Source organism: Pseudomonas sp. R32, assembly GCF_009866705.1.
GTDB lineage: Bacteria > Pseudomonadota > Gammaproteobacteria > Pseudomonadales > Pseudomonadaceae > Aquipseudomonas > Aquipseudomonas donghuensis.
On record NZ_CP019396.1, the window covers coordinates 625,753 to 649,868 of the forward strand.

General features: G+C 64.4%; 18 protein-coding genes. 1 reads left to right on the plus strand and 17 read right to left on the minus strand.

Annotated features, from left to right (window positions below):
- Positions 1 to 36: 36 nt before the first annotated feature.
- The 12 genes from PspR32_RS02780 to PspR32_RS02835 form a co-directional block, all read right to left on the minus strand.
- Positions 37 to 2,808, minus strand: coding sequence for a hybrid sensor histidine kinase/response regulator (locus PspR32_RS02780; RefSeq protein WP_159388059.1), 2,772 nt, complete (start codon positions 2,806 to 2,808; stop codon positions 37 to 39).
- 135 nt (positions 2,809 to 2,943) lie between these two features.
- Positions 2,944 to 4,239, minus strand: a complete 1,296-nt coding sequence (gene purD, locus PspR32_RS02785) for a phosphoribosylamine--glycine ligase (RefSeq protein ID WP_010221681.1) — start codon at positions 4,237 to 4,239, stop codon at positions 2,944 to 2,946.
- Between the two features lie 168 nt (positions 4,240 to 4,407).
- Positions 4,408 to 6,015: a bifunctional phosphoribosylaminoimidazolecarboxamide formyltransferase/IMP cyclohydrolase gene (gene purH, locus PspR32_RS02790; protein WP_010221682.1), complete on the minus strand. Its 1,608-nt coding sequence runs from the start codon at positions 6,013 to 6,015 to the stop codon at positions 4,408 to 4,410.
- A gap of 82 nt (positions 6,016 to 6,097) precedes the next feature.
- Entirely contained in the window at positions 6,098 to 6,418 is a 321-nt protein-coding gene (gene fis / locus PspR32_RS02795) for a DNA-binding transcriptional regulator Fis (RefSeq protein ID WP_003186237.1), read from the minus strand.
- Complete coding sequence (gene dusB, locus PspR32_RS02800) at positions 6,415 to 7,428, minus strand: tRNA dihydrouridine synthase DusB (protein ID WP_010221683.1); 1,014 nt, start codon at positions 7,426 to 7,428, stop codon at positions 6,415 to 6,417. The genes fis and dusB overlap by 4 nt, the downstream gene beginning before the upstream one ends.
- A gap of 213 nt (positions 7,429 to 7,641) precedes the next feature.
- Complete coding sequence (locus PspR32_RS02805; RefSeq protein ID WP_036995553.1) at positions 7,642 to 8,907, minus strand: DUF3426 domain-containing protein; 1,266 nt, start codon at positions 8,905 to 8,907, stop codon at positions 7,642 to 7,644.
- Positions 8,908 to 8,947: 40 nt separating this feature from the next.
- Positions 8,948 to 9,826 (minus strand): 50S ribosomal protein L11 methyltransferase, encoded by an 879-nt coding sequence (prmA, locus tag PspR32_RS02810; protein WP_010221685.1) that lies wholly within the window; start codon positions 9,824 to 9,826, stop codon positions 8,948 to 8,950.
- A gap of 98 nt (positions 9,827 to 9,924) precedes the next feature.
- Positions 9,925 to 10,989, minus strand: coding sequence for a 2,3-butanediol dehydrogenase (locus tag PspR32_RS02815; RefSeq protein WP_232531862.1), 1,065 nt, complete (start codon positions 10,987 to 10,989; stop codon positions 9,925 to 9,927).
- Positions 10,990 to 11,079: 90 nt separating this feature from the next.
- Positions 11,080 to 12,186, minus strand: coding sequence for an acetoin dehydrogenase dihydrolipoyllysine-residue acetyltransferase subunit (locus tag PspR32_RS02820; protein WP_010221687.1), 1,107 nt, complete (start codon positions 12,184 to 12,186; stop codon positions 11,080 to 11,082).
- On the minus strand, positions 12,183 to 13,202 hold the full coding sequence (locus PspR32_RS02825) for an alpha-ketoacid dehydrogenase subunit beta (RefSeq protein WP_010221688.1): 1,020 nt from the start codon (positions 13,200 to 13,202) through the stop codon (positions 12,183 to 12,185). The genes PspR32_RS02820 and PspR32_RS02825 overlap by 4 nt, the downstream gene beginning before the upstream one ends.
- Before the next feature lie 35 nt (positions 13,203 to 13,237).
- Entirely contained in the window at positions 13,238 to 14,215 is a 978-nt protein-coding gene (locus PspR32_RS02830) for a thiamine pyrophosphate-dependent dehydrogenase E1 component subunit alpha (protein ID WP_159388061.1), read from the minus strand.
- Positions 14,216 to 14,237: 22 nt separating this feature from the next.
- On the minus strand, positions 14,238 to 15,296 hold the full coding sequence (locus PspR32_RS02835) for an ATP-NAD kinase family protein (RefSeq protein ID WP_159388062.1): 1,059 nt from the start codon (positions 15,294 to 15,296) through the stop codon (positions 14,238 to 14,240).
- A 256-nt stretch (positions 15,297 to 15,552) separates the two neighbouring features.
- On the opposite strand from PspR32_RS02835, the gene PspR32_RS02840 reads away from it, so the two are divergent.
- A complete protein-coding gene (locus tag PspR32_RS02840) occupies positions 15,553 to 17,427 on the plus strand; it encodes a sigma-54-dependent Fis family transcriptional regulator (protein WP_159388063.1) in 1,875 nt (624 codons plus the stop codon).
- Between the two features lie 135 nt (positions 17,428 to 17,562).
- Here the strand turns inward: PspR32_RS02840 and accC are convergent, their stop codons facing one another.
- From accC to PspR32_RS02865, 5 genes are all read right to left on the minus strand, one after another.
- The gene (accC, locus tag PspR32_RS02845) at positions 17,563 to 18,918 is read right to left on the minus strand and encodes an acetyl-CoA carboxylase biotin carboxylase subunit (protein ID WP_010221693.1); all 1,356 of its coding nucleotides are present in this window, start codon (positions 18,916 to 18,918) and stop codon (positions 17,563 to 17,565) included.
- A gap of 17 nt (positions 18,919 to 18,935) precedes the next feature.
- Positions 18,936 to 19,394, minus strand: a complete 459-nt coding sequence (gene accB / locus PspR32_RS02850; RefSeq protein WP_036995559.1) for an acetyl-CoA carboxylase biotin carboxyl carrier protein — start codon at positions 19,392 to 19,394, stop codon at positions 18,936 to 18,938.
- A 98-nt stretch (positions 19,395 to 19,492) separates the two neighbouring features.
- A complete protein-coding gene (aroQ, locus tag PspR32_RS02855) occupies positions 19,493 to 19,945 on the minus strand; it encodes a type II 3-dehydroquinate dehydratase (protein ID WP_010221695.1) in 453 nt (150 codons plus the stop codon).
- Positions 19,946 to 20,116: 171 nt separating this feature from the next.
- Positions 20,117 to 21,907 (minus strand): protein-disulfide reductase DsbD, encoded by a 1,791-nt coding sequence (locus PspR32_RS02860; protein ID WP_159388064.1) that lies wholly within the window; start codon positions 21,905 to 21,907, stop codon positions 20,117 to 20,119.
- A gap of 164 nt (positions 21,908 to 22,071) precedes the next feature.
- Positions 22,072 to 24,033: a methyl-accepting chemotaxis protein gene (locus tag PspR32_RS02865; RefSeq protein ID WP_159388065.1), complete on the minus strand. Its 1,962-nt coding sequence runs from the start codon at positions 24,031 to 24,033 to the stop codon at positions 22,072 to 22,074.
- Positions 24,034 to 24,116 lie beyond the last annotated feature (83 nt).

Below are 24,116 nucleotides of genomic sequence, written 5' to 3' on the forward strand. Positions count from 1 at the left end.
TCGCAGCAAGGGTGAAGTGAAGCAAGTGTATGCGAATTATGGGGTCGGAATCTGGCTTGATTCGGCTTCGCGACGCGCCACCCAGTGTTCGATCAATTCACGCAACTGCGACAGCTCCACCGGCTTGGACATGTGCCCGTCCATGCCGGCCAGGCGCGCACGCTCCTTGTGCTCGGCGAGGATGTGCGCGGTCAGGGCGACCACCGGCGTACGCCGGCGCTGGTTGCTGACTTCCCAGATGCGCAGCTGCTGGGTGGCCGAGAAGCCATCAAGCACCGGCATTTCGCAGTCCATCAATACCAGGTCGTAGTGGTTGGCCTTCATCGCCTGCAAGGCTTCTTCGCCATTGCTTGCGGTGTCCGGTTCCAGGCTAAGCTTGCCGAGCATGCCGCGAATCACCTTGGTCGAGATGTTGTTGTCTTCGGCCACCAGGATGCGGAAATCGCTGGGCAGGTTCAGTGGCGCCGACAGCCCGGCCTGCACCGGGATGTTCGGCTGACCCTTGCTGCGCTGGGACAGCTCTTCGGCCAGGGTGGTCTTGAGGGTATAGCCGGCCACCGGTTTGGCCAGGATGCGTTTGACCCCGGCATTGCGGGCGATGACCTTGCTTGGCGCGTTGCTGATACCGGTGAGCATCACCAGCAGGATGTCGTGGTTGAGGCTCGGGTCTTCCTTGATTTTCGCCGCCAGTTGCATGCCGGTCATGCCGGGCATGTTCTGGTCGAGCAGTACCGCGTCGAAGTAGTCGCGCAGGTGCGCCTTGGTACGCAGCAGGGCCAGGGCCTCCTTGCCCGACGGCACGGCACTGACGTTCATGCCCCAGGCGCTGCATTGCTGGACCAGCACCTTGCGGCAGGTGTCGTTGTCGTCCACCACCAGCACCCGGGCACCGCGCAGCGGGCCGTCGAGATCGGCAGGCGGCTGTTCGAGACGGTGCGGGTCGAGCGGCAGGGTCATCCACAGGGTATTGCCCATGGTGTGGCTGGTCTTGATACCGAACTCGCCCTGCATCAGGGTGATCAGTTGCTTGGCGATCACCAGCCCCAAGTGGCCGCCGAGCTTGTTGCTGGAAAGGAAATGCTTGCTGTGCAGCTCTGCCTGCAGCAGCGCTTCGCGTTCGCCTGGCGGGATCGGCTCGCCGCTGTCCTGCACGGCAATGCGCAGGCGCGGGCTGTCGCCGCGTTGGTCGAGGGCGACCACCAGCAGGATTTCGCCCTGGTCGGTTTTTTTCAGGGCGTTTTCCAGCAGGCTCAGCAGGGCCTGGCGCAGGCGCGTCGGGTCGCCACTGATGACTCGCGGCACCTGTGGCTGGGTGAAGCTGATCAGCTCGATGTTCTGCTGCTCGGCCTTGGCCCGGAAGATACTCAGGCAGTCCTCGATCAGCGCATTGAGGTCGAACTGCACGTCATCCAGTTCGATCTGCCCGGACTCGAGCTTGGAAATGTCGAGAATCTCGTTGATCAGGGTCAGCAACTCGTTGCCGGCGCTGTGGATGGTCTGCACGTAGTCGCGTTGCTTGACCGACAGCGGGGTGCCGAGCAGCAGCTCGGTCATCCCCAGTACGCCGTTCATGGGCGTGCGGATCTCGTGGCTGATCTTGGCCAGGAATTCGGCCTTGGCGTTGATCTCGGCGTTGCTGGCGGCCAGTTCACGGCTGGCGCTGAAGCGCTCTTCGCTGATGCGCCGCAAGCGCTCGCTGACCGCCAGGTTGAGCAGCAGGCCGCTGACGCTGGTCAGCCCGAGGAGAATGAACAGCAGCCATTGAGTCGGCGTGCGGGTCAGTCCGAGCAGGGCCGGCAACACCACCAGGCAGCCGATATTGAACGCCAGCATGGCCACGGCGAACAGCCGCGCCGGAGCGTAGCCCTTGTACCAGTGGTAGCTGGCAACCAGCAGCATGGTCAGGGTCCCGACGGCCATCAGCGCGTAGGTCATCAGGTTCAGCGGCAAGGTATCGACGAACAACAGCAGTAAGCCGCAGAGCGCGATCAGCAACATCTCGCCCTGCAGCAGGCGGCTCAGGCGCGGTTGTTCGCAAGGCGTGAAGAAGCGCAGGGTAAAGGTCAGGCCGGCCAGCGACGCCAGCAGGGCAGTAAGGTAGGCCGCCGGTGTTTGTGCCGAGTGCCAGAGGCTCCACCAGGGGCCGCTCAGGTTGAGCAGAATCAGTGCGCTGAGCAGCATCAGCGCGTGGTAGACCGCCAGGGCCAGGCTGGTACTTGAGCGTGAGTAAGCGAAGCGGATCAGGTTGTGCAGCATCAGCATCAGCAGGCAGCCGAACAGCAGGCCGAAGAACAGCGGCTGGCGCTGGTCGGCGGCGGCCTGGGCGGCAGGCTCCAGGCTGATGGCCGGGCGCAGCTGGTGCTCTGATACCAGGCGCAGGTAGATGTCCAGCGCGTGCGCACTGTTGGGCAGGGCCAGCACATGGTCGCTGCTGCGCAGGTAAGGATCGTCGCTGTCGTTCAGGCGACCGTTGTGGATCTGCTTGATCAGCCGATCGCCGTCGAGAGCGTACAGGTCCAGGCGCGACAGGTCGGGGGCGAAGACCCGCAGCAGTTTTTCCTGCTGCCCGGGCTCCAGCCGGTAGTGCAGCCACAACGCCTGGTCGGGCGTGGCAGCGTTGAGTTCGTTGAGTTCGAGGGGGCTGAACTGGTTGCGGTAGCGTTCCGAGCGTACATCGCTCAATTGCAGGCTGGCCTGATCGTCAAGCAATACCGCCCAACCACTGCCTTGTTCGGCCGCAGCCGGGAACAGGCAGAGCAGGGTCAGCAAGCTGACGGTGAGGCCAATGGCAATCCTGAGCCAACGCACGACGAAATCCCTTCTTAGCTGAATGCCGGATGGTAACTATGCGCGGCGCGCCAAGCCGAAGGCAAGGCCCATGGCGGGCCTTGTCGACAAGCCGGAGGCAGGACGCTTGCGGCGTCGCGGCCTCCAGGCACCTGCTTATTGCTGGTGTTCACCGCGTTCGCGGGCAATGGCGCGGTAGCCGATGTCCTTGCGGTAGAAGCTGGCGTCCCAGTTGATCTCGGCAGCCAGGCGGTAGGCTTGTTGCTGGGCAGACTCGACGCTGTTGCCCAGGGCAGTGGCGCAGAGTACGCGGCCACCGGTGGCAACCACCTGGCCGTCCTTGAGTGCGGTACCGGCGTGGAAGACTTTACCTTCCAGCTTCGCGGCAGCATCCAGGCCGTTGATCGCGGCGCCTTTGCTGTAGTCACCCGGGTAGCCACCGGCAGCCAGGACCACGCCCAGGCTCGGGCGCGGGTCCCACTGCGCTTCGACCTTGTCCAGGGCCTTGGCGAAGGCGGCTTCGATCAGCAGCACCAGGCTTGATTCCAGACGCAGCATGACTGGCTGGGTTTCCGGGTCGCCGAAGCGGCAGTTGAACTCGATGACTTTCGGGTTGCCGGCTTTGTCGATCATCAGACCGGCATAGAGGAAACCGGTGTAGACGTTGCCTTCCTCGGCCATGCCACGCACGGTCGGCCAGATCACCTGGTCCATCACGCGCTGGTGCACGTCGGCGGTGACCACCGGTGCTGGCGAGTAAGCGCCCATGCCGCCGGTGTTCGGGCCAGTGTCGGCGTCGCCGACACGCTTGTGGTCCTGGCTGGTAGCCATTGGCAGCACGTTCTGGCCATCGACCATGACGATGAAGCTGGCTTCCTCGCCGTCAAGGAACTCCTCGATCACCACGCGCGAACCTGCATCACCAAAGGCATTGCCGGCGAGCATGTCGCGCACGGCGTCTTCGGCTTCGGCCAGGGTCATGGCGACGATCACGCCTTTACCGGCGGCCAGGCCGTCGGCCTTGATCACGATCGGCGCGCCTTTTTCCCGCAGATAGGCCAGGGCCGGCTCGATCTCGGTGAAGTTCTGGTAGTCGGCGGTCGGGATCTTGTGGCGCGCCAGGAAGTCCTTGGTGAAAGCCTTGGAACCTTCCAGCTGGGCTGCGCCCTTGGTTGGGCCAAAGCAGTCCAGGCCGCGGCTGCGGAACAGGTCGACGACACCGGCGACCAGCGGGCCTTCAGGGCCGACGATGGTCAGGGCGACGTTCTTTTCGGCGAAATCGGCCAGTTGCTCCAGGGCGGTGACGTCGATATCGACGTTCTCGCACTTGGCTTCGGTGGCGGTGCCGGCGTTGCCCGGGGCAACGAAGACTTTCTCGACCCGTGGGTCCTGAGCGACTTTCCAGGCCAGGGCGTGTTCACGACCGCCGCTACCGATAATCAGAATATTCATGAAGGCTCCTTCGGAGAAGCTGCAAGCTGCAAGCTACAAGAAAAAGCAGCCAGTGCTGCCTTTTGCGTAGCTTGCAACTCTGAAATTTAAGGGGCTGCAACTGCAAGAGGATGCGACGCGATGCGCTTTTTCTTGCAGCTTGCAGCTTGGAGCTTGTCGCTGCTTCACTCAGTGACGGAAGTGACGCATGCCGGTGAAGACCATGGCGATGCCGGCTTCGTCAGCGGCCGCGATGACTTCGGCATCACGCATCGAGCCACCTGGCTGGATCACCGCAGTGATGCCCACCTTGGCGGCGTTGTCGATGCCATCGCGGAACGGGAAGAACGCATCCGATGCCATGACCGCGCCCTGCACCTGCAGGCCCGCGTGCTCGGCCTTGATGGCCGCGATACGGGCGGAGTTGACGCGGCTCATCTGGCCGGCGCCGACACCGATGGTCTGGCGGTTCTTGGCGTAGACGATGGCGTTGGACTTGACGAACTTGGCCACTTTCCAGGCGAAGATCAGGTCGTGGATCTCTTGTTCGGTCGGCGCGCGCTTGGTGACCACTTTCAGGTCGCCCTCGGTGATCATGCCGATGTCGCGGCTCTGCACCAGCAGGCCGCCGGTGACGCGCTTGAAGTCCCAGGCAGCGGCACGCTCAGCCGACCACTCGCCGCAGGACAGCAGGCGGACGTTGGCCTTGGCAGCCACCACGGCGCGGGCTTCGTCGCTGACGCTCGGGGCGATGATCACTTCGACGAACTGACGCTCGACGATGGCCTTGGCGGTTTCAGCATCCAGCTCGCGGTTGAAGGCGATGATGCCGCCGAACGCCGACTCGGTGTCGGTAGCGTAGGCCAGTTCGTAGGCCTGGCGGATGCCGCCTTCGGCGTCCGGGCTGACGGCCACGCCGCACGGGTTGGCGTGCTTGACGATGACGCAAGCCGGCTTGACGAAGCTCTTCACGCACTCCAGCGCGGCGTCGGTGTCGGCCACGTTGTTGTACGACAGCTCTTTGCCTTGCAGCTGTACGGCGGTGGCGATGCCGGCTTCAGCGGGCTTGGCCTCGACATAGAACGCCGCGCTCTGGTGCGGGTTCTCGCCGTAGCGCATTTCCTGGGCCTTGATGAACTGGCTGTTGAAGGTGCGCGGGAACTCACTGCGGCCTTCGGTGCTCAGGGTTTCACTGGCCTGGTTCACGGTGCCCATGTAGTTGGCGATCATGCCGTCGTAGGCGGCGGTATGCTCGAATGCCTTGAGCATCAGGTCGAAACGCTGGGCGTAGGTCAGGCCGCCGGCCTTGAGGCTTTCCAGCACCTGGCCGTAGTCGCTGGCGTTGACCACGATGGCGACGTCTTTGTGGTTCTTGGCCGCCGAGCGAACCATGGTCGGACCGCCGATGTCGATGTTCTCGATGGCAGTCGGCAGGTCACAGCCAGGTTTGGAGATGGTGGCTTCGAACGGGTAGAGGTTGACCGCGACCAGGTCGATCGGCTTGATCCCGTGTTCGGCCATGATGGCGTCGTCGGTACCACGACGGCCGAGGATGCCGCCGTGGATTTTCGGGTGCAGGGTCTTGACCCGGCCGTCCATCATTTCGGCGAAGCCGGTGTAATCGGCAACTTCCACCGCGGCAACGCCATTGTCCTGGAGCAACTTGAAGGTGCCGCCGGTGGACAGGATCTCGACGCCGAGCTGTTGCAGCTCACGGGCGAATTCAAGGATCCCGGTCTTGTCGGAGACGCTGATCAAGGCGCGGCGGATCGGCAGGCGGGTAGTCTGGTCGGTCATTTCAGATTCCATAACGCGGTGGAGTCAGCAAAAAAGGCGACCTCATCGAATGGGAGCCGCCTTTTCTGGTTTGGATGCTTGCTTACAACAAATCGTACTGCTTGAGTTTCTTGCGCAAGGTGCCGCGGTTGAGCCCGAGCAGCTCGCTGGCCTTGGTCTGGTTGCCCTTGACGTAGTTCATTACGCTTTCGAGCAACGGCGCTTCGACTTCCGAGAGCACCAGGTTGTACACGTCCGTGACGGCCGCGCCCTCAAGATGGGCGAAATAGTTGTGCAGCGCCTTTTCCACACTGCCGCGAAGGGTCTGGCCCTCTTCGCTCGGTGTATTCAGGTGCTGTTTCAGGTTGACGTTGTCGCTCACGGGCGTTGTTCCACTCACTAAAGTCTCGGTCATCATCGTCATGCGGCCACCCCTTGTCCGTCCTCTGTCTCAAGGCTCTGTTCACGTTCGCTGAAGAAGCTGCGAACGTTGGCGCACTGCGCTTGCGTGTCTTCCAAACGGTTGAACTGGGCGCGAAACTCCCTGGCGCCCGGTAGCGTTGCCAGGTACCAACCGACGTGCTTGCGGGCGATACGTACGCCCATCACATCGCCGTAAAAGGCGTGCAACGCGGTCAGGTGCTCCAGCAGAATTCGTTCCACTTCGTCCAACTGCGGCGCCGGCAGTGTTTCGCCGGTGCGCAGGTAATGCTCGATCTCGCGAAAGATCCATGGCCGCCCCTGGGCAGCCCGGCCAATCAGCAGACCGTCGGCACCGGTGGCAGCCAGCACCGCTCGGGCCTTTTCTGGCGAAGTGATATCGCCATTGGCAAAAACCGGGATCGACACCGCCTGCTTGATTGCCGCGATGGTGTCGTACTCGGCTTCGCCGGTGTAGAGGTCGGCGCGTGTGCGTCCATGTACCGCCAGTGCCTGGATGCCAGCCTGCTCGGCGATCCTCGCCACAGTCAGGCCGTTCTTGTTGGCCCTGTCCCAGCCGGTGCGGATCTTCAGCGTGACCGGCACGTCCACGGCGGCAACCACCGCGTGGAGGATTTCGCTGACCAGGGCTTCATCTTTCAATAAAGCAGAGCCTGCGGCCTTGTTGCAGACTTTTTTTGCCGGGCAGCCCATATTGATGTCAATGATCTGGGCGCCGGCCTCGACATTGGCCCGGGCCGCAGCTGCGAGCATCTGCGCGTCACCGCCGGCGATCTGCACCGAGCGCGGCTCGGGATCACCTTCGTGAATCATGCGCAGACGCGACTTGCGGCTGTTCCACAGGCTCATGTCACTGCTGACCATCTCCGACACCACCAGGCCTGCACCCATTCGTCGGCACAGCTGACGAAATGGCTGGTCCGTGACCCCGGCCATCGGCGCGAGGATCAGGGCGTTCTGCAGTGTGTATGGGCCGATGCGTACCGCCGACATAGGAGTTCCCTGTTGTGGGGCCGGATCATTAGAGTTCGAAAAAGGGTTGGCATGATACCCGCTCTCGGTGACCGGATAAAGATGGATTTGGATAAAATCTGAACAGTTGGCTTTAAGCCTCAAGCTGCAAGCTTCAAGCCGCAAGCAAAAACGGATCAGCGTATGGGGCTGCTTTTTCTTGTAGCTTGAAGCTTGCAGCTTGCCGCTCGCCTGTTATTCCGGGGACCGGAATGACAGGCTGTAATTGACCGCTTTGGGGCCCGGATCGAGGATGTCCAGGGCAATGTGGATCGGTGTCTGGCTGGGCATTTCGCCCTTGCCGGCCAGCTCACCGCTGAGGTACTCGGTGGGCTTGAAGCGGCGGCTGGCGATCAACTGGCCGTTCAGGTCGGCAAAACGCAGCTCCAGCAGCGGGAACGGCTGGGAGAACGGCGCACGGTTGTAGATGATTGCATCGACGATCAAGGCTCCATGGAAGTCCGGGTGGCTGCGCACCACCAGGTTGCTGCTCTTGATCCGGGCGATGTCGACCCGCGACGGAACCTGGCAACCGACGGTCGGGCAGATCGTCTGAAACCAGGGGCGGTAGCGGTCCTGGCGGGCCAGTTCGTCGAACTGGTACCAGATGTACTGGCCAGCCAGCGCCGCGGCGGCCAACAGGATCAGCAAGAGCCACAGCAGGCGCTTGCCCCAGTTGACCTTGGGCTTCTGCCAGCCGAGCTGGATCGGGTCGTCGACCAGGTCGAGCAGTGGCTCCTTGCGGGCAGGGCGGCCGCTGGCGGGGCCCAGGCCCGGCTCGCGGCGCTCGTCCAGTCCGGGCTCGGGGCGGTCCAGGTCGTCGTCAGGCTCACGGGCCGACAGGCGCTCGCCGGGCAGTTCGTCATCATCGGCATGCAGCGCAGACGCGGGCGCAGCCGGCGCATCGAGGTCGTCGTCGAGCACATCCAGCGACAACGATGGTTCGGTGCGCTCACCGGGTGCCGGGGCGAGGTCCAGGGCTTCCTGCTCGATCAGTGGCGGCTGCGGCTCGTCGAGCTCGGCGCTCAGTTGCTCGCGCTCTGAAGCCGGGCTGCTGAACAGGCTGTCGGGCCAATGCTGGTCGTCCTGCTCGGGGCTGTCGCGGTGCGCGCTGAGGTTGTCCTGGCGCGGTACGGCGGCCTTGAACTCGGTCGTTGGCTGGATTTCACGCTGTTCCAGGCGCGCCAGTTCCTGATCGAGGTCGAGCTGGTCCAGGTCCAGCTCGGCGGCGCTCCACTCATGCTGGCTGGGTGCTTGCGCAGGCTCCACTACAGGTTCGACAGGCGCCGGTTGTGCAGGTGGGTTCTGCGCCGCGCTTTGCTCCAGCAGTTGCCGTGCGGCGTTGAACACTTGCAGGCAGGCGCCGCAACGCACCACACCGCGGGCCACGCTCAACTGATTGTGGCTGACGCGAAAGCTGGTCTGGCAATGCGGGCACTGGGTGACGAAACTGTCGGTCATGCGGCGGTCCGGGTTATGCAGAAGGTTATTCTAGGCGCACTTAGCGGCGGCGACCACTGATGCGTACCCAGCCATCGCGTACGGCGATCGGGTCGAGGTCGAAGTCCTTGGCGTAGGCCGCGGCGACTTCATCGCCCTGTTCGGCGAGGATCCCCGACAGCGCCAGCAAGCCGCCCGGACGCACCAGCGCCGACAGTTGCGGGGCCAGCGAGACCAGCGGGCCGGCGAGGATGTTGGCGACCAGCACGTCGGCCTGCATGGCCGGCATGTGCTCGGGCAGGTACAGGGCGAATTTCTCGTCGGCGATGCCGTTGCGCCCGGCGTTGTCGCGCGAGGCTTCCAGGGCCTGCACGTCGATGTCGGTACCGACCGCTTCGCGGGCGCCGAGCAGCAGCGCGGCGATGGCGAGGATGCCCGAGCCGCAACCGAAGTCGAGCACCTGGGTGTCTTTCAGGTCCTGGCCGTCGAGCCATTCCAGGCACAGGGCGGTGGTCGGGTGGGTGCCGGTGCCGAAGGCCAGGCCCGGATCGAGCAGCAGGTTGACCGCCTCGGGCTCGGGCGCCGCATGCCAGCTTGGCACGATCCACAGGCGCTGGCCGAAACGCATCGGCTGGAAGTTGTCCATCCAGCTGCGTTCCCAGTCCTGGTCTTCGATGACTTCAGCCTGGTGCTCGGGCAGTTCGGCGCCGGTCAGCAACTGCAGGTGGGCGAACACCGCGTTGGCGTCGGTATCGGCTTCGAACAATGCCAGCAGGTGAGTGTGCGACCACAGCGGGGTGGTGTTGAGGTCCGGTTCGAAGATCGGCTGATCTTCGGCATCCATGAAGGTGACCGAAACGGCGCCTACTTCGAGCAGGGCATCTTCATAGGTTTCGGCTTGTTCCGGGCTGATGGCCAGACGTACTTGCAGCCAAGGCATGGCGGGCACCTTTGGAAAAATCTACAGGGGCAGCCCGAGGCTGCGAGAAGCCCGCCAGTTTACTTGAGTGCGAAGGGTTTGTGGGATCCCTGTAGTCCCTAGAGCCTGGCCGGCGAGACGATGATCTTCACATTCTCCTCCTTGTTGTTCACCAGTTCCTCGAAGCCCTGGCCGACAATCGCCTCAAGGCCGATACGGCCGGTGACCAGCGGGCTGATATCCAGCCGCCCATCGGCAATGAAGGCGATGACGTCGGCAAACTCGCCGTTGTAGGCCAGGGCGCCGAGCACCTGCTTTTCGGTGGACACCAGTTCGAAGAAGTTGAACGCGCTGGGCTCCTCGAAAATGCCCACCAGCACGCATTTGCCGGCCTTGCGGATGATATCGATGGCCAGCTTGGCGGTGTGTTTGTTGCCGATGCATTCAAAGCTGACATCGGCACCGAGGCCCGCAGTCAGGGCGCGAATCTCTGCCAGCACGTCGCATTGCTTGGGGTCGAGCACTGCCGTGGCGCCGACCTCCAGGGCCTTGGCCTTGCGCGCAGTGGACATTTCCAAGGCTATTACCTGGGCGGCTCCGGCTGCCTTGGCGCACATGATGGTGCACAGGCCGATGGTCCCGGCACCGACCACCACGACGTTCTGGCCGAGCAGGTTGCCGGCCTTCTTCACCGCATGCATACCGACCGCCAGTGGCTCGATCAGCGCCCCGGCTTCGCGCGGGAAGCCTTCGGGCAAGCGATACAGCAGGTTGGCCGGTACGTTGACCCGCTCGGCGAAGGCGCCGTTGTTCATCAGGCCGGTAAAGGCCAGGCGTTCGCAGATGTTGTACAGGCCATGGGTGCAGTAGTAGCAGGTACCGCAGTGCTGGCAGGCATCGGCAGCCACCGGGTCACCTATGCCATAGCCCTGCACGCCGTCACCGAGCTTGAGGATTTCGCCGCAAAACTCATGGCCAAGAATGCACTGGCCCTGAATGCCGGTCAGCGGATGCGGCGCCTCCACCGGAATGAACACGGGGCCGGCGACATACTCGTGCAGGTCGGAGCCGCAAATGCCGCACCAGTCGACCTTGATCTGCACCCAGCCCGGCGGCGGGTCGGCGGGCAAGGGCACATCTTCGACGCGAATGTCCTGGCGGCCGTGCCAGACCGCTGCGCGCATGCTGGCGGCGGGTTTGGAAAGATCATTCATTGTTGTTATCTCCCTGGCGTACACGAAAGCGCCGCCGTGGTGACGGCGGCGCGGGTTGGTTCAATGGCTGGCGAGGAAGGCCGCCAGCCGCTGGTTGATTCGCTCGGCGGCCTCCATCTGCACCATATGGCCCTGGCCCGGCAGGATCTCGACCTCGGCCGGCAGGCCCTCGGCATGGCTGGCGGGGATGATTGCGTCGGCAGCGCCCCAGATCACCAGGCTGGGCTGCTGGGCAACCACCGCGCGCAGGTCGTGGCGCTGCACACCGCCGTCAGCCAGGGCCGCGGCAAGTTGGCGCAACGCCGAGTCGACACCCTCCAGGCGCTTGAACTTGAGCATGTCTTCGAGCATCTGCCGGGTCACCAGGCCAGGGTCGGAAAACAGCTGCGTCAGTTGCGGCTTGAGTGCGTTGCGGTTGCTGGCGTCGACGAAACCTTGCAGGTAGTCGCCATTGATTTCGCGACCGAGGCCGGCGCTGGCGATCAGGGTCAAGGTGCGCACCCGTTGCGGCGCCAGGCGTGCCAGGTTGAGCGACACCGCCCCGCCCATGGAATGCCCGGCCAGGTGCGCGTGCTGGATATCCAGGTGGTCGAGCAAGGCGATCACTGTCTGGCTCAGTTCATCGAGGTCGCCCCGTTGCAGGGTTTTGCCCGACTCGCCATGCCCGGGCAGGTCGAGGGCGATGACCCGGCGCTCGGCGGCCAGGGCCTGATGGTTGAACAGCCAGTTGTTCAGGTCGCCGCCAAAGCCGTGCACCAGCAGCAGTGGCGTGCCGCCCTCGCCGAGGTCGAAGTAGCGCAGGGTGCGCCCGCCCAGGTCGATTTTCTGCGGCGCCGGGCCGCTGTCCTGTTCACCGTCGCCGCCGGGGACGAATTCGGCCTGGAAGCGCTGCACCACCGCGTCGATCTCGGCTTCGTCCGCTTCGCCTTCGACCACCACCGCCAACAGGGCGCCCACCGGCAAGGTTTCATCCGGCTGGGCGATCAGGCGGCGCAGCACGCCGCTGAACGGCGCCTCGACGCTGCTGGAGATCTTGTCGGTCTCGACATCCAGCACCTCGTCGCCCTTGTTGATCTGCTCGCCTTCCCGCTTGAGCCAAGTGTCGATGCGCCCTTCGGTCATCGACAGGCCCCACTTGGGCATGGTCAGGGTATGGATCTGGCTCATGCGGCACTCCTCGCGCCAATCACCTTGTGCACCGCGGCTTCGATCTTCGCCGCGGTGGGGATGTACAGGTCTTCCAGGGCGTCGGAGAACGGCACCGGGGTGTGCGGGGCGGTGACCATTTCGATCGGCCCCTTGAGGGCGGCGAAGGCTTTTTGCGCCACCAGGGCGCTGATGTCGGTAGCCATCGAGCAACGCGGGTTGGCTTCGTCGATTACCACCAGGCGCCCGGTTTTTTCCACGCTCTCAAGGATGCTGTCTTCATCCAGCGGGCTGGTGGTGCGCAGGTCGAGGACCTCGCAGTCGATGCCCTGGCGCGCCAGGTTGGCGGCAGCCTCCATGGCCAGGTGAACCATGCGCCCGTAGGTCACCAGGGTGATGTCGTCGCCGTCGCGCAGGTAATTGGCTTCGCCGAACGGCACGGTGTAGAGCTCTTCCGGCACCTCGCCCTGCATGCTGTAGAGCAGCTTGTGCTCGCAGAAAATCACCGGGTCGTTGTCGCGAATCGCCTGGATCAGCAGGCCCTTGGCGTCGTATGGCGAGGACGGGCAGACCACTTTCAGGCCGGGAATGTGTGTCCACAGCGAGGTGAGCATCTGCGAATGCTGTGCGGCGGCGCGCAGGCCGGCACCGACCATGGTGCGCATCACCAGCGGGGTGACCGCCTTGCCGCCGAACATGTAGCGGAATTTCGCCGCCTGGTTGAGGATCTGGTCCAGGCAGCAGCCGGCGAAGTCGACGAACATCAGTTCGCACACCGGGCGCAGGCCCTGGGTGGCGGCGCCGACCGCCGCGCCGACATAACCGATCTCGGACAACGGCGCGTCGAGCACGCGGCCGGGAAACTGCTTGTACAGGCCTTTGGTCACGCCGAGTACGCCGCCCCAGGCGTCCTCTTCACCAGGCGCCCCGGCGCCGCCGGCGACGTCTTCACCGATGATGAAAACGCTGCTGTCGCGGCGCATTTCCTGGGCCAGGGCTTCGTTGATGGCTTGCTGGTAGCTGATTTTTCTCGCCATGATACTTCTCCACTTGTTCTTGTTGTCAGGCAGGCTCAGGGGTATGACACGTACACATCGCTGAGCAGGGCGGCAGGGTCGGGTTTCGGGTCGGACTTGGCCCGGCGCACCGAGTCTTCGATCAGGTCCTCGACCCGAGCATCGATCTGGTCCAGTTGTTCGGCGCTGAGCAGGCCGGCGCGGGTGCTGCGCTGGCGGAACTGCATCAGGCAGTCGCGGGTTTCGCGCAGGTTCTTCACTTCATCCGGTGCGCGGTAGGTTTGCGCGTCACCTTCGAAGTGGCCGTAGTAGCGGGTCAGCTTGACCTCGATCAGCGACGGGCCCTGACCCGAGCGCGCACGTTCGATGGCCGCGCCTGCCCCTTCGTGCACGGCGAAGAAGTCGTAGCCGTCGATGGTCACCCCGGGCATGCCGAAGCCAGCGGCGCGGTCGGCGATGTGATCGCAGGCCACCGACCAGTTCGACGCGGTGGCCTCGGCATAACCGTTGTTCTCGGCAACGAAGATGCACGGCAGGTTCATGATCGAGGCCAGGTTCATCGCCTCGAACACCGCGCCCTCGTTGGAGCCACCGTCGCCGAAGAACACCACGGCGACGTCATCGGTGCCCTTGATTTTCGCTGCCAGCGCCGCCCCGGCCACCAATGGCGCACCGGCACCGACGATGCCGTTGGCGCCGAGCATGCCTTTCTCCAGGTCGGCGATGTGCATCGAACCGCCCTTGCCGCCACACACACCGGTCTTCTTGCCGTAGATCTCGGCCATCATCCCGTACACGTCGACGCCCTTGGCGATGCAGTGGCCGTGGCCGCGGTGGTTGGAGGCGATGCAGTCGCTGTCGCGCAGGTGGGCCATGACGCCAGCGGCCGAGGCCTCTTCGCCGGCATACAGGTGAACGAAACCGGGGATCTCGCCGGTGGCGAACTCCACGTGCAGGCGCTCTTCGAAGGCGCGAATGGTGCGCATGACTTCATAGGCATGCAGCAATTGCTCGGTAGACAGGTGAGTGGACATCTTGTTGTTCTCCGGGGTTGTCTCAACACGGTTGGTTCGCAGGGTGTTGCGGGTGTTCGCGGCCGACCGCCAGCAGGCGATGGTGCGCGGCATAGGCCAGCACCGCCTCGACGTCGATGCTCAAGGGGCCGAAAGCGTCGAGGCAGATGCTTGGCTGGTCGCGTTCGCTGAACTCGATTTCGCGCTCGCCGTCCAGCGCCAAGGTGCCGCTGGACAGGCTCAGGGAGTAGGCAACGCCAGGTATCAATAGCCCTGAGGCGGTCACCCCGCAGCCTTGCAACAGGCCGGGGGCGAGCGGTGCCAGCAAGGCTTGCTCAGCCTGTGGATGCAGGCGAATCCAGGCGCCTTCGGGTGCTGTACGCGACACCGGGCACCACAGCCCGCACAGTGCCGAGAGGCCAATGGCGTGAGGTTCGGCCAAGGTGGTGAAGACTTCCGCGAGGTCCTCGCCGCGGCTGATGGCGCGGGCGCCGATGAAGCGTTGCGGCGACACCGCGACATCCACCAGGGCCCATTCGCAGAGCTGTTGTTCCGGCACTCGCACCACTAGGCGCTTGTTGTGGCGCAGGCCAATTGGCGCCGGGACGCGGCCGCTGGCGAACAGACCGCCCGCCAGGCCGGCGCTGGTGGCTTCGCGCAGTTCCGGGAAGGCGTTGTTGGTGCCGGTGGACAGGGTCAGCAGCGGGATGTCGCCGACTTCGGCGGCGACCGCCTTGTGCGTGCCGTCGCCGCCGAGCACGGCGATCAGGGCCACACCCTGGGCGGCCATCAGGCGCGCGGCGTGGCGGGTGTCTTCAACGGTTTGGCGCAGCGGCATGTCGAGGATGGTCAGTTGCGGCCAGCGCTGTTGCTCGGCATGCGGGCCGAGGCTGGCCCTGAGCACGGCGGCGGCGATGCCGGTCATGTCAGGCGGCAGCAGCACCTGTTCGATACCGGTGGCGGCAAACGCGGCGAGCAGGCGCTGCACCGCCGAGGCCTTGTCGGTGCTGGAGTAGAGCCCGGCATTGGCAGTCAGTCGGCGCAAGTCGCGGCCGCTGGCCGGATTGGCGATGATCCCCACGGTCAGGGCGGGTTGGCGCATGGCACACCTCTGGTTCTTGTTTGCCAGGGGCAGGAGCAAGGCCGGTGCCAAGTTATGCGGATGTCCACTCTAGAGCGGTTTGTGCGGTGTTGGCCCGGGCAGGGGCAAGACGCTCGGTGTCAGCGCTGCTGGCTATGGGCGAGACGCTGAGACGCAGCGTCTCAGCCGGCCGGGAATCCACAGAGTGCTTGTTCACCCTTGGCATTCGGCGCTTAATGAGGCCCATAACGACAAGAACACGAGAACCGGAGGCCCCATGCTTGCCGCGAACTCCAAAGCCCACGTCGACTGTGTCAGCCGCGTGCTGAAGAACGCCGAACGCCTGCCTCAGGTGCCGGTGCCGCCGCTGATCCTCGACTCCTGGCGTCGCTCGATGGAGCAGCACCGGCTCGACCCTGCGTCCCAGCAGGGGCCGCGCATCCTCTCGCAAAGCCTGCTCGACGAATGCCGCGAGCGTTCCGAGCTGTTCCTGCGCATTGCTGGCGATGCGGTGGCGCGCCTGCACGGACGGGTGCGCGATGCCGACTATTGCGTGCTGCTGACCGATGCCCAGGGGCGGACCATCGATTACCGGGTCGAGCCGACCATACGCAACGACTGTCGCAAGGCCGGGCTGTACCTGGGCACCTGCTGGTCGGAGGGCGAGGAGGGCACTTGCGGAGTGGCGGCGGTGCTGACCAGCAAGGCACCGGCGACGGTGCACAAGCGCGATCATTTTCGTGCCGCCTTCATCGGCCTGACCTGCTCGGCGGCGCCGGTGTTCGACCCCCGGGGCGAGCTGCTCGGCGTGGTCGATGTCTCGGCGCTGCAATCACCGGATGATCGGCGCAGCCAGCACCTGATCCGGCAGATGGTGGTGCAGAGCGCGCGGGAGATCGAGAACGCGTTTTTCATGCACAGTGCCGAACCGCACTGGGTGCTGCGTGCCCACAGCACGCCGGGTTATGTCGACAGCCAGCCGGATTACCTGCTGGCCTGGGATGCCGATGGCCGATTGCAGGCGCTCAACAGCCTGGCGCGCAAGGTGCTGCTGGAACGTTACGGGCAGCTGCCGGAACATATCGGCGAGCTGTTCGACCTCGATGCCCTGCGCGCCGCCACCGATGAATCGGCCCAGCGCCTGCGCTGGCGCGGTGAAAGCGGCGAACTGCATGTGCGCATCAGCTCGCCGCGGCGCAAGCCAGGGCGGCGGAGCGCGGCCATTGCCCGCCAGCCGGTTGATGAGCGGATCGAGCACAGCCTGCGCCTTGCGACCCGGGTCAAGGACTGCAACCTGGCCGTGCTGGTGTTGGGCGAAACCGGTTCGGGCAAGGAGGTGTTTGCCCGTCAGTTGCATGCCATGAGCCAGCGCAGCCGCAAGCCGTTCGTGGCGCTGAACTGCGCCGCCATCCCCGAGAACCTGATCGAGAGCGAGCTGTTCGGCTATGTCGCCGGAGCCTTTACCGGCGCCTCCAGCAAGGGCATGCAGGGCCTGCTGCAACAGGCTGATGGCGGTACGCTGTTTCTCGATGAGATTGGCGATATGCCATTGAACCTGCAGACCCGCTTGCTGCGTGTGCTGGCCGAAGGCGAGGTGGCGCCGTTGGGCGCTTCGGCGCGCCAGCGGGTGGATATCCAGGTGATCTGCGCCACGCACCGCGACCTGACGGCAATGGTCGCGGCCGGCCGTTTTCGCGAAGACCTGTACTTTCGTCTGGCCAATGCCCGTTTCGAACTGCCGCCATTGCGTGAGCGCAGTGACCGGCTGGCGCTGATCAACCAGTTGCTGGGCGAAGAAGCCAAGGGCTGTGGCGTTGATGTCGGCTTGAGCGACGGTGCGCTGGAGGCGCTGCTCAATTACCCCTGGCCGGGCAATTTGCGTCAGCTGCGCCAGGTCCTGCGTTATGCCTGTGCGATCTGTTCCGGCAGCACCTTGCAGCTCGATGATTTGCCGCTGGAGATTCGTGGCGGGCAGGTCCAGGCGCAGGTTCAGGCCAGTGTCAGCCCGGCGCGTCAGCAGTTGCTCGATGCGCTGATTCGTCACCGCTGGAAGCCGGGGGAAACCGCCAAGGCCTTAGGGATTTCGCGGGCGACGTTGTATCGGCGGGTGCATGAGCACCGGATCGAGATGCCGCGGATGACCAAAAGCTGATTCTCTGTGGGAGCGGGCTTGACCCGCGATGCGATTTGCCTGAAAACCGCCATCGCGGGTCAAGCCCGCTCCCACAGCAGCCCCAAAAAAAGACCCCGGTCACAGGACCGGGGTCTTTTTCACATCACTGCCGAATCACTCCTGGTTAGCCAGTTTGTGTTCCAGGTAGTGAATGTTGACGCCGCCTTTGCAGAAACCTTCATCACGCACCAGGTCGCGGTGCAGCGGGATGTTGGTCTTGATGCCGTCGACGACGATCTCGTCCAGGGCATTGCGCATGCGCGCCATGGCTTCGTCGCGGTCCTTGCCGTAGGTGATCAGCTTGCCGATCAGCGAGTCGTAGTTCGGTGGAACCGCGTAACCGCTGTACAGGTGCGAGTCGACGCGAACGCCGTTGCCGCCCGGGGCGTGGAAATGCTTGACCGTGCCTGGGCTCGGGATGAACTTCTTCGGGTCTTCGGCGTTGATCCGGCACTCCAGGGAGTGACCACGAATCACCACGTCATCCTGGGTGAACGACAGCTTGTTGCCAGCGGCGATGCTGAGCATCTCCTTGACGATGTCGATACCGGTGACCATTTCCGAAACCGGGTGCTCCACCTGAACACGGGTGTTCATTTCGATGAAGTAGAAACGACCGTTCTCGTAGAGGAACTCGAAGGTGCCGGCGCCACGGTAGCCGATGTCGACGCACGCCTTGACGCAGCGGGCGAAGACTTCCTGGCGGGCTTTCTCGTCGATGCCCGGTGCTGGCGCTTCTTCGAGGACCTTCTGGTGGCGGCGCTGCAGCGAGCAGTCGCGGTCACCCAGGTGCACGGCGTTACCCTGGCCGTCGGACAGGACCTGGACTTCCACGTGACGTGGGTTGGTCAGGAACTTCTCGAGGTAGACCATCGGGTTGCCGAAGGCGGCGCCCGCTTCGCTACGGGTCAGCTTGGCCGAGGAGATCAGGTCCTCTTCCTTGTGCACCACGCGCATGCCGCGACCACCACCGCCACCGGCGGCCTTGATGATCACCGGGTAGCCGACTTCACGGCCGATGCGCAGGGCTTCTTCTTCGTCTTCCGGCAGCGGGCCGTCGGAACCCGGCACGGTTGGAACACCAGCCTTGATCATCGCGTCCTTGGCCGAAACCTTGTCGCCCATCAGGCGAATGGTGTCGGCGTTCGGGCCGATGAAGGCAAAACCGGAGTTCTCGACCTGCTCGGCGAAATCGGCGTTTTCCGCGAGGAAACCGTAGCCCGGGTGAATGGCGGTAGCGCCGGTCACTTCGGCCGCGGCGATGATGGCCGGGATGTGCAGGTAGGACTGGCTGGCCGAAGCAGGACCGATGCAGACCGACTCGTCTGCCAGGCCCAGGTGCATCAGTTCGCGGTCAGCCGTGGAGTGTACGGCGACGGTCTTGATGCCCAGCTCTTTGCAGGCACGCAGGATCCGCAGGGCAATTTCCCCGCGGTTGGCGATCAGGACTTTTTCCAGCTTCGCAGACATCGTTGGCTCTCCGCGGTTCAAACGATGGTGAACAGCGGCTGGTCGAACTCAACCGGCTGACCGTCTTCTACCAGGATGGACTCGATCACACCGCTGGTTTCAGCTTCGATGTGGTTCATCATCTTCATGGCTTCGACGATGCACAGGGTGTCGCCTTTCTTCACGGTCTGGCCGACTTCAACGAAGGCTGGCGAGGTAGGCGAGGCTTTGCGGTAGAAGGTACCGACCATTGGCGAACGGGCAACGGAGCCGTTCAGTTTCGGTGCGGCGGCTTCGGCGGCTGGCGCGGCGGCGGCAGGTGCGGCTGCTGGTGCGGCAACAGGAGCGGCGACTGGAGCCGGAGCGTAGTACTGCTGGGCTGGAGTCTTGCTGTGGCGGCTGATCCGTACGGATTCCTCGCCTTCCTTGATCTCCAGCTCGTCGATGCCAGACTCTTCCAGCAGTTCGATCAGTTTCTTGACTTTACGGATATCCATTAATCATCAACTCCCAAGGTTCGGTCAGGGGCGTAAATATAAAAACGTGTTAGCAAACGTTTCTTGTGAGCCCCGGCCCGTAGGCCAGGGTCTCGTCATCAGGGCTTTGCGTTAGCAGCCAGGTGTTCCAGGGCAGACTCCAGGGCCAGGCGATAACCCGTGGCACCCAGGCCGCAAATCACCCCTACGGCGACATCAGAGAAGTAGGAGTGATGGCGAAAAGGTTCGCGTTTGTGCACGTTGGACAGATGCACTTCGATGAATGGGATGCTCACCGCCAGCAACGCGTCACGTAATGCGACACTTGTATGTGTGAAAGCCGCCGGATTGATCAGGATGAAGTCCACGCCTTCACCGCGCGCAGCATGGATGCGGTCGATCAATTCGTACTCGGCATTGCTTTGCAGGTACTGCAGGTGATGGCCGGCGGCGCGGGCGCGCTGCTCCAGATCCTGGTTGATCTGGGCCAGGGTCACGGCGCCATAGACGCCCGGTTCGCGGGTGCCGAGCAGGTTCAGGTTGGGGCCGTGCAGCACCAGTAGCGTTGCCATCTGTGGTTCCTTTTTATCGTTAGGAAACTTTGCGCGGCGACTATGCCGTAAACCGGCGGGCACTGTCCAGTTACCGGCAATAGCCAGCACGATGACCGATATTCACGCTAAATATGTGACTACTTTATTAATTTCGGTCATTGATTTTGGCTTTTTAGCGGCCAGAGGAAGTTATAGACCCAGATTGGCGCGAATGCGCGTCAGATGCTCGGCAAATTCGCCGGCGTTTATCTCGCCAACCACACGATCAGCACTCATTTCGCTGCCGTTCGCGGCAAAGAACAGCAGCGCGGGCGGGCCGAACAGCTGGTAGCGGTCGAGCAGGGCGCGCTGTTCGGCGTTGCTTTCGCTGATATCGAAGCGCAGCAGCTTGTACTCCTTGAGCTGCGCTTGCACCGCCGGGGCATTGAGCACTTCATGCTCGATCACCTTGCAACTGATGCACCAGTCGGCGTACCAGTCCAACAGCACCGGCTGGCCGGCAGCCTTGGCGGCGGCCAGGGCGCTGTCCAGCGCCGCCGGGGTGGTGAGGGTCTGCCAGTCGCTGGCGCTGCTGGCCTGGACGCTTGCGCCGGTGCTGGCAATGCCTGCCTGAGGCAACGGGCGCAGCGGGTCGGTCTGGCCGCTCAAGGCGCCGTACCAGCAGGCCAGGGCATAGAACAGCAGGGCCAGGCCGAACAACTGCGCCAGGCGCTGGCGGGTGGTTTTCAGGGTGAACTCCAGGGCGCCGAGGAACACCGCGGTGCCAGCGGCCAGCAGGCCGACCAGCAACAGCGTGACCTGGCCCGGCAGCACGCGGCTGAGCAGGCCGATGGCCAGGCCCAGCAACAGCACGCCGATTGCGTTTTTCACCGTCACCAGCCACGGCCCGCTCTTTGGCAGCCAGGCTGCGCCGCCGGTCGCGATCACTAGCAGTGGCGCGCCCATGCCCAAGCCCAGGGCGAACAGTTTCAGCGCACCGCCCAGGGCATCACCGCTGGCGCTGATGTACAGCAGCGCGCCGGCCAGTGGCGCTGACACGCACGGCGACACCAGCAGGCTGGAGAACACTCCGAGGATCGCCGCGCCGATCAGCGAACCGCCCTTGGTCTGGCCCACCAGGCGCTCCAGGCGGCTGCTGATGGCATGGGGCAGTTTCAGCTCGAACAGGCCGAACATGGCCAGGGCGAACAGCACGAAGAACAGCGCAAACGGCACCAGCACCCAGACCGACTGCAGGCGCGCCTGCAGGTTAAGGCCGGCGCCGAACAGGCCCATCAGCGCCCCCAGCAGGGCGAAGCAGGCGGCCATCGGCAGCACGTAGGCCAGCGACAAGGCAAACCCGCGCCAACCGCTGGCCTGGCCGCGCAATACCACCCCGGAGAGGATCGGTAGCATCGGCAGCACACAGGGCGTGAAGGTCAGGCCGACGCCGGCGAGAAAGAACAGCAGCAGGCTTTGCCAGTCCCACCCGGCTTTGCCGACGGCCGCAGCGCCTGGCAAAGCGCTGCTCGCAGTGCCATCGACATTCAGGCGCGCGGTTTCCGGCGGGTAGCACAGACCCTTGTCGGCACAGCCCTGGTAGCCGACCAGCAGGGTGAAGGGGCGCTGTTCGTTGGCCGGGCGGGGGATTTCGATGTCGAGGATGCCGTGGTAGACCTCGACGTCGCCGAAGAATTCGTCGTGCTTGGCTTCACCGGGCGGGATCTGTGCCGTGCCCAGGGCGATGTCGGCAGGTTCGCTGCGGAACTGGAAGCGGTGGCGGTACAGGTAGTAGCCATCGGCGGCGACGAAGCGCAGCTTCAGGCTTTGCCCTTCATCCTGCACCAGGCTCAGCTTGAAGGCTTCGTGCACCGGCAGGAAATCGGCGCTGTTGTTCAGCGACGCCGCGCCCAGGGTGGCGCTGGGGCGATTGTCGAGCAGGCCGGCACCGGCGGCGGGCAAGGCCAGGAGCAGAAACAGGAGGCAAAGCAGGCGGCGCATGGCGGTCTCGCAGTACAAAAGTGCCTGCATGATAGCGGACTGCGCCGTTACGTGCAGTTACGCGGCGCCTGCATCGCTGGCAAGGCCAGCTCCCACAGGGCCGGTGGATGCAGATCTACTGTGGGAGCCGGCTTTGCCGGCGATGGTGGCGCCACCGTCTTGGATCAGAGCCGAAACGCCCGCACCGCCGTGTTCAACTCCCCCCCAAGCCGGAGCAATTGCTCACCCTGCTCACGGCCCTCGCCAATACGCTGCAGGTTGTCCTCCCCGAGGCCATGAATCCGTTCGCTGTGATCGCGAATCTCGCTCACCGCGCCACTTTGCTGGGCCGTGACATCGGCAATCCGTACCGCGGTGGCGGAGATGGTCTGGATCGCCGCGACAATTTCATCCAGCGCGCCATCTGCCGCCTGGGCCTGATCGGCGGTGATTTGGGCATGTTCGAGCTGGGCGCGCATGCCTTGCACCGAGTCGCGTGCCGCCTGTTGCAAGCGGCCGATCAAGGTCTGGATCTCGCCAGTGGCACCGGTGGTGCGCTGCGCCAGTGAGCGCACCTCTTCGGCGACCACGGCAAAACCACGGCCCATTTCCCCGGCCCGCGCCGCTTCGATCGCCGCATTGAGGGCCAGCAGGTTGGTCTGCTCGGCAATCGAGCGGATGACCGTCAGCACGCTGCCGATGGTTGCCGACTCTTGCGCCAGTTGTTCGATCATCTGTGCGTTGCCCTGCACCTCATCGACCAGTGCTCGCAGCCCGGTCAGGCTTTGGCCGATCACCGCCTGGCCCTGCTCCACGGCGCGCCCGGCGTCATGACTGGCGTCGGCGGCCTGGCTGGCATCGCCGGCCACCTGCAGGATGGTTGCTTCCAGTTCCCCCAGGGCATCACGGATTTGCGCGGTATCGCCGGCCTGGCGTTCGGCGCCATCGTGCAGGGCGCTGCTCATGCCGGCCAGGGCGTGGCTGCTGCCGGCGACTTGTTCAGCGTTATGGCGAATGGTGCCGACCAGCTCCACCAAGTAGGCGCGCAGGCGATTGAGCGAGTCCTGGATGTCATGCATCTCGCGGTTGCTCCGCCCCAGGGCAATGGCCTGGCCGAAGTCACCCTCGGCCCAGAGCGACAGCGCCGGCGCCAGGTTGGTCAGCACCCGTGCCAGGCGCCGCTGCAGGGTGTCGATGAGCAGGGCGATGAGCAGGATCAGGCCGATCATCAGGCCCTGGATCACCCGCACTTCGCCCTGGATGGCGGCATGTTGGCTGCGCACGCCGGGTTCGAGCTCGGCGATGGCCTGCTGAACGGCGGCGATGCGCTCGAAGGTACTGTTCGCCAGGGCGCTGCGCTGCTGGATCTGTTCGCGGGTACGCTGCAGTTCGCCCGGGTAGCGCTTGATCAGGCTGTTGAGCTCGCGCTTGAGCGCCACGCCATGGTCTTCGGCCTCGGTGCTGGCCTGGGTTTCCAGGCCCATCAGCGCGGCAAAGTCATCGGCGCTGGATTCGCGGGCGGCGGTTACGCCCAGCAGCGGCAACTGCTCAAGTACCTGGGCCTGAGCGGCGATCTGCTGCAGTTCGCGCTCGACTTCATCTGCCAGTTCGCTCCGGCCGCTGCTGACCAGCTTGTCGCGGGCCAGGGACAGCCGTGACAGGTGCAGGGAGGCGTTGAACAGCGCCGGTGCATAACGCCCGGCATCGCTACGGGTACTGCTCTGGGCATAGTTGGCCAGTTGTTCGAGGCTGGCGCCCAGCTCGCGTTCGGCCTGGAGCAGCAGGGCCTGGGGATCGCCGGCCAGCTTGCCGGCACCGAGCAGTTCGTTGGCGGTGAAGCGCTGCAGGTTGTCCAGGCTCGGGCGCAGCCGGGCTGCAAGCGCGGCTGGCAATTGTTCGAGTTCGGCCTGCAGGGCGGCGGTGGCTTGCACCGCCGTGGCATGGCGCAGGGCGTCGCCGCTGCTCAGGTAGTCCTGGATGTTGCGTGCGGCCTGGTTCTGGAATTGCTGCGACAGCGACAGGTAGCGCTCCATTAATAAGTAGGGGCGCTCCAGGGCGCGCTGCGACCACCACAGGGTCGCGCCCAGGGCGATGCACACGGTAACCAGCAACAGGGTATTGAAATTGGTAAGCAGCTTCAGGCGCATGTCCGGGTCTACCAACGGCCGAATGGTAAGCGCCTGAAGTTATTGCGTTTTTATGACCGGGTTATGACGAGACGGGCGGTTTT